This window comes from Bacteroides sp. CAG:633 (genome assembly GCF_000435115.1).
Classification (GTDB): domain Bacteria; phylum Bacteroidota; class Bacteroidia; order Bacteroidales; family Bacteroidaceae; genus Bacteroides; species Bacteroides ndongoniae.
Genome location: NZ_FR883122.1, coordinates 1 through 6,404, shown reverse-complemented (window position 1 = coordinate 6,404; position 6,404 = coordinate 1). Strand labels below are relative to the sequence as shown.

The 6,404-nt window shown below is 49.1% G+C and carries 4 protein-coding genes and 1 pseudogene; 3 read left to right on the top strand and 2 right to left on the bottom strand.

Annotation, left to right across the window (positions count from 1 at the left end; genetic code table 11):
* Positions 1 to 362, bottom strand: a pseudogene (locus tag QVP67_RS12250) (leucine-rich repeat domain-containing protein); the annotation flags it as partial.
* 281 nt (positions 363 to 643) lie between these two features.
* Here QVP67_RS12250 and QVP67_RS12245 point away from each other — a divergent pair.
* Positions 644 to 1,537, top strand: a complete 894-nt coding sequence (locus QVP67_RS12245) for a CPBP family intramembrane glutamic endopeptidase (RefSeq protein ID WP_369677356.1) — start codon at positions 644 to 646, stop codon at positions 1,535 to 1,537.
* A gap of 65 nt (positions 1,538 to 1,602) precedes the next feature.
* Here the strand turns inward: QVP67_RS12245 and QVP67_RS12240 are convergent, their stop codons facing one another.
* A complete protein-coding gene (locus QVP67_RS12240) occupies positions 1,603 to 3,741 on the bottom strand; it encodes a Tex family protein (protein ID WP_022163852.1) in 2,139 nt (712 codons plus the stop codon).
* A 267-nt stretch (positions 3,742 to 4,008) separates the two neighbouring features.
* Here QVP67_RS12240 and QVP67_RS12235 point away from each other — a divergent pair, with 267 nt between their 5' ends.
* Positions 4,009 to 5,745, top strand: a complete 1,737-nt coding sequence (locus QVP67_RS12235) for a bifunctional metallophosphatase/5'-nucleotidase (protein ID WP_022163851.1) — start codon at positions 4,009 to 4,011, stop codon at positions 5,743 to 5,745.
* Positions 5,746 to 5,990: 245 nt separating this feature from the next.
* The coding region (locus QVP67_RS12230; protein ID WP_288180173.1) for a BT4734/BF3469 family protein at positions 5,991 to 6,404 on the top strand (414 nt) is incomplete at its 3' end.

The window sequence follows — 6,404 nt, the reverse complement described above, 5'->3', positions numbered from 1 at the left end:
TCTTTCCCGACAAAAGTGGTATCGTTGGTCTGCTTGCAGAAAGCGTAGGCAGGAATACAATTGGCCGGATAGATGTAGAAACGGTCGGGAGAAGTGCCGTTTTTGCCGGCATACATGCTGATGGAGGCATTCGATATGTCCAATACCGTCAGTTTGCTGAATCCGTCTCTCAGATAGCGGAAGTCGATGGCGTTCAATTTGCCCTGAAGCGTCAGGTAGGTTATTTCATTGGCTTCATTTTCTTTGATCAGTTCGGTCAGTGTACCTGCTTTAGGGACATAATATGTTTTTTTTTGTTGCGCGGAAACAGTCAGTGTAATTCCTAATCCGACAACAATGGAAAGTATGCTCTGTAATTTCATGTCTTAAGTGATTTTTAAGTTTCGCAAGTGCTCAACTTATTAGTTGACAAGGCTTCAGTCAACAAGTCTACAAAGCTGGAATGCCCTGTTTGATAAAGTGTCGCTTGAAACGGCTCGCTACAAACACCTTGTCAACTCGTTAACTTGTTGCTCGTCAACTGCAACTTGAGCTTGCGAAAGTTTATAGCTTCAAATATAGAAAAGATTGTTTAAGTTGAGGTGAACTTTTTTCTTTTTATTGTTACTTTTGTCGGATATTAACCTATTTTATTATGAAGGGTATGACCGAAATGAATTGCAGTGAAAAGAGTGGAGTGCCATCGGCCGGTGCCGCCTGGAAGCGGTTTGCTAAAATGGTGTTTGATATTTTGTTGTTCTTGTTTGTCTTTTTGTTGACTTATTCTGTTCTCGGGCTTTTGTTTCCCGTCTTCTTTGCTGAAGAAGGAGGGGCGGGGCAGCAGTGGTTGACTGTAATAGACGAGTTGTTGCTATTGTTGGCCTCGCTGTTTTCCGCATGGCTTGTGTTGCGTATGCGTGGTCTGCCTTTTTCGGCGTTGGGATTGCATTTCAGGGGATATGCGAAGGACTGGTGCAGGGGAATGCTGTTTGCCGTTGCACTTTATGCGATAGGCTTTGGCGTCAGCTTGTTGGCAGGCAGTGTGGAAGTGGTTTCGGTGTCGTTCCGCCCTGATTCATTGCTTGTTTCGTTGGTCTTTTTTGCTATTGTTGCCTTTTTCGAGGAACTGACATTGCGTGGCTTTGTGCTTGGCCGTATGCTCGATTCGGGGATGAATAAATTCCTGGCCCTGTTTCTTTCGTCCGTGCTGTTCTCGTTGTTCCATTTTGCCAATCCGGATTTTTCTGTTTTGCCATTCCTCAACATCTTGTTGGCGGGGATGATGCTGGGAGCTTCTTATATATACACCCGTAATCTGAGTTTCCCGATTGCTGTGCATTGGTTCTGGAATTGGTTGCAGGGGCCGGTGTTGGGCTATGAAGTAAGTGGCATCCGCTTTGGCGAAAGCCTGCTGAATCTTCGCCTGTCGGCAAATGAATGGATGAACGGAGGAGACTTTGGCTTTGAGGGCTCTTTGCTTTGTACACTGCTGCTGATTGCGGGAACCTTCATCATTATGAGAATGGAGAATGGAAAATTGAGAATTGATAATGGATAATTGAGAATTATTTCCTGTTCATCCGCAGGTCATTCTCCATTCTCCATTATCAATTCTCCATTATTTTAGTTCCCGCTATTGACTCCTTTCATTGTAAGCTGTATTCGTTTGCGCTCCAGGTCGATATTAAGAATCTTCACCCGTACGTGCTGATGAATGCTGACTACTTCATTGGGGTCGGAGATGTAACGGTCGGCCAGTTGGGATAGATGGACCAGTCCGTTTTCCTTAATGCCGATGTCGACGAATGCTCCAAAGTTGGTTATGTTGCTGACGATGCCCGGCAGCTCCATGCCGACTTGCAGGTCGTCTATGGTCCGAACGTTTTTGTCGAATTCGAATACTTTAATCGGGCCTCTGGGGTCGCGTCCCGGCTTTTCCAACTCCTGCAGAATGTCCTGCAAGGTAGGCATTCCGACGGTGGGGGTGAGATAACGTTCAGGCTTGATGTTTTTTCTCAGTTCTTTGCTGGCTATCAGTTCGCTTACGTTGCATCCCAGGTCTTTGGCCATTTGCTCGACGATGCAATAACTTTCAGGGTGTACGGCCGTATTGTCCAACGGGTTCTTCGCATGGGGAATCCGGAGGAAACCGGCACACTGTTCAAAAGCCTTGTTTCCCATCCGGGGCACTTTCAGCAGCTCCTTGCGTGAAGTGAAAGCACCGTTTTCTGCACGATAGTTGACGATGTTCTGTGCCAGCTGTGGTCCTAATCCGGAAATGTAGGTAAGCAGGTGGGTGCTTGCGGTATTCAGGTTGACTCCTACCAGATTGACACAGCTCTCTACAGTCTGATCGAGCGATTTCTTCAGCTTGCTTTGGTCTACATCGTGCTGGTATTGGCCTACACCGATCGATTTCGGGTCAATTTTTACCAGTTCGGCTAGGGGATCCATCAGGCGTCGGGCAATGGACACGGCTCCTCGGACAGTTACGTCGTAATCAGGGAACTCTTCACGGGCTATTTTCGAAGCCGAATAGATGGAAGCACCCTGTTCGCTGACGACAAAAATCTGTATATCCTGTCTGAAGGTGTGCTGCTTAAGAAACTCTTCTGTTTCGCGGCTGGCTGTTCCATTGCCGATGGCAATGGCCTCTATCTTGTAGGTTTCAAGCATTTTCTGTACTTTGGCGAACGCTTCTTTGGGTTTGCTCACGGGTGGGTGAGGGTAGATGTTCTCGTTATGCAACAGATTGCCCTGTGCATCCAGACAGACAACCTTGCATCCCGTCCGGAAACCGGGATCTATGCCCATGACCCTTTTCTGTCCGAGGGGAGAGGCCAGCAACAGTTGACGCAGGTTTTCGGCAAATACCCGTATGGCTTCGTCGTCGGCCCGCTCCTTGCTCAGTGCGGCAAATTCGGTTTCGATGGATGGTTTCAGCAGTCGTTTGTAAGCATCCTGCACAGCCTGTGCCACTTGCTGCCCACATGCGTTGTTGCTGCGGACGAACAGGCGTTCCAGGCGTTCGGTGCATTCATCGTCATCTGGTCCCAGGCTGACTTTCAGCAGACCTTCCGCCTCGCCGCGGCGGATGGCCAGCAGCCGGTGCGAACTGCATCGTTTCAGTGGTTCGGAGCAGTCGAAGTAGTCTCTGAATTTGGCAGCCTCTTCTTCCTTTCCCTTGACGACTTTAGCGGTCAGTATGGCCTGTCTGGCGAAAGCGTTTCGGATACAGTTGCGTGCCCGTTCGTTTTCGTTCACTTGTTCGGCTATGATGTCGCGTGCACCTTTCATGGCTTCTTCCACGTTCTTCACTTCTCCTTTTACGTAAGCCTCGGCTCTTTTTTCCGGGTTGGGTTCGCGTTGCAGCATCAGCAGGGTGGCCAGCGGTTCCAGTCCTCTTTGGCGGGCAATTTCTGCGCGAGTCTTCCGTTTGGGTTTGTAGGGCAGGTAGATGTCCTCTAAGGTTGCGCTGTCCCACGTTTCGTCAAGGCGCTTTTGCAGTTCGGCAGTCATCTTTCCCTGTTCCTCTATGGCGTGGACGATTGTTTCTTTTCTCTTGGCCAGTTCGTTCAGTTTGTCGTACTGAATCTGTATGGCTTCTATTTGCACTTCGTTCAGACCGCCGGTAGCTTCTTTCCGGTAGCGGCTGATAAAGGGAATGGTCGCTCCTTCACTGAGCAGAGAGAGCGTTTTCTCGATTTGTTTTTCCGGAATGCCGAGGGTGGCCGAAAGCATCCGGTGAAAGGTCTGAGTCATTATAGTGTACTTTTTTATGTTTCTTTCAAGTTTCGCAAGTGCTCAACTTCTTCGTTGACAAGGATTCAGTTAACAAGTCTGCCAGGCCGGAACGTCCCTGCTTGGTGAAATGCCACTTGAAACGGCTTGCTGCAAACGCCTTGTCGACTCGTCTACTTGTTACTCGTCAACTGCAACTTGAGCTTGCGAAGGTTGAGTTAAATGATATAAAGCGGCCAAAAGTACGAAAAAAACTTCTATATTTGTGAACTTTAAAAACTTTATGTTATGAAGATTCGTGCATGTATTTTTGTGAGTATGTTCCTTCTGTCGGGGACACTGAGTGCCCAGCATGAAGAAGTAAAATTGAAAATCGTTCAGACCAGCGACATTCATGGCAATTATTATCCCTACGATTTTATTCTCCAGAAGGAGGCTGTGGGCAGCTTGTCGAGAGTACATAGTTTTGTGCAGAAAGAGCGTGAGAGCTATGGTGATAATCTTATTCTGTTGGATAATGGAGACATTCTTCAGGGACAGCCTACGGCCTATTACTATAATTATATGGATACGGCTTCGGTACATGTGACAGCCGACATGATGAACTATATGGGCTACGATGCCGGAAATATGGGAAACCACGATGTAGAGACCGGACGGGCTGTTTTCGACCGTTGGACCCGCGATTGCCATTTCCCTGTATTGGGAGCCAACATCGTAGAGGCATCGACCGGTAAGCCCCATTTTAAACCTTACGAGGTGCTGGAACGGGATGGCGTGAAAATCGTAGTGTTAGGCATGATTACTCCTGCTGTCCCTGCGTGGCTGTCAGAGAACCTATGGCAAGGGCTGCGTTTTGACGACATGGAAGAGACTGCCCGTAAGTGGGTGAAGACGATTCGCGAACAGGAGAAGCCGGACTTGCTGATTGGTATGTTCCATGCCGGACAGAACGCGGTTCTGATGAGCGGTAAGTACAGAGAGAATGCTTCGGTGGAAGTCGCCCGCAATATTCCGGGGTTTGATATTGTGCTGATGGGGCACGATCATGCACGCGAGTGCAAGAAAATACAGAATGTAGCAGGTGATTCTGTCCTGGTGATAGATCCGGCCAATAAAGGAGTCGTTGTATCGGACATTGACGTAACGCTGCAAATGCAGGATGGCAAGGTGGTGAGCAAGCAGATTGACGGAAGGCTTTCAGCAATGGATGCGTATGAGCCAAGTGCTGCGTTCATGAAGCAGTTTGCATCGCAATATGATACCATTCAGCAGTTTGTTTCCAAAAAGATAGGCCGGTTTACAAAGACGATTTCTACTCGTCCGGCATATTTCGGCTCTTCCGCTTTTGTCGATCTTATCCACACGTTGCAGTTGCAGATTGGGCAGGCCGAGATTTCCTTTGTGGCTCCTTTGTCCTACGATACCGAGATTAAGGCTGGCGACGTGTTTGTAAGCGATATGTTCAATTTGTACAAATATGAGAATATGCTTTATACCATGTGGCTTTCGGGAAAAGAGATTCACGACATGCTTGAAATGTCGTATGGGTTGTGGACAGCGCAGATGAAATCGCCTGATGACCATTTGCTGCTGTTGCGTGAAGAACCTCGTGAGGGAGCCGAAGATCGGGCCATGTTCCGTAACTTCAGTTACAATTTCGATTCGGCAGCAGGCATTGTCTATACGGTAGATGTAACAAAACCTGTGGGAGAGAAGGTGAACATTATCAGCATGGCCGACGGTTCTCCTTTTGACATGGGCAAGCGGTATAAGGTCGCATTGAATTCTTACCGGGGAAATGGGGGAGGAGAGTTGCTGACCAAGGGAGCAGGCATTCCTCAAGACAAGCTGAAGGAGCGTATCCTGTATTCTACCGATAAGGATTTGCGTTTTTATCTGATGCAGTATATCGAACAGAAGGGAGTGATAGATCCTCAGGCTTTGGGACAGTGGAAATTCATTCCCGAAGAGTGGACGGTGCCTGCTTCCCGCAGAGATTATGAATTGTTGTTTGGTCGTTAGAGTCAAGCGGGAGGTCAAATGAAGAAGCTGCTTTCCTTTCGGCATTACACGGAAATTCACGGAAAGTTGCGGTGTCTTTCTCCTAAAAAAACATAAAACTGCATTCTGAGTACTATGCTCCCTACGCCCGTCTGGCTTTCAGACACTTACGGGAATAAGTACTCCGAAATCGGGAAACGGTTTCGAATATTTTGCTTTGTTTTGCAGTGGCCGCAGCAATGGTGCTGGCGGCCGGACTATAAAACATGATAGTTGCTATGGAAACATCAACTGCAAAACACGAACCGTTCCTGATTTCCGAATTTCCGGACGTCAGGAGCAAAAAGCCCCGCGACATTCCCTTTGCCTGCTTCATCGGGCGCATACGCGGCGACGACTTCAAGGCGCACACACTGAACTACCGCCGACTGGCCGCGCAGCCGGACCGCAAGGCCGAAGCGCAGGCACTGAAGGGGCGCACCCCCTGTGTGGTAACGGCAGGCACCTGCCGGGGCGGACACGCCGTGCGCAACCTGACGAGCTACAGCGGACTGCTGTGCATCGACCTGGATCATACCGACGGACGTACGGACGAAATCGTACGCCGCGTCAGCACCTTGCCCTGGGTGGTGGCCGCCTTCCGCAGCATCTCGGGCAACGGCCTGAAGGTAGTGGCTCGC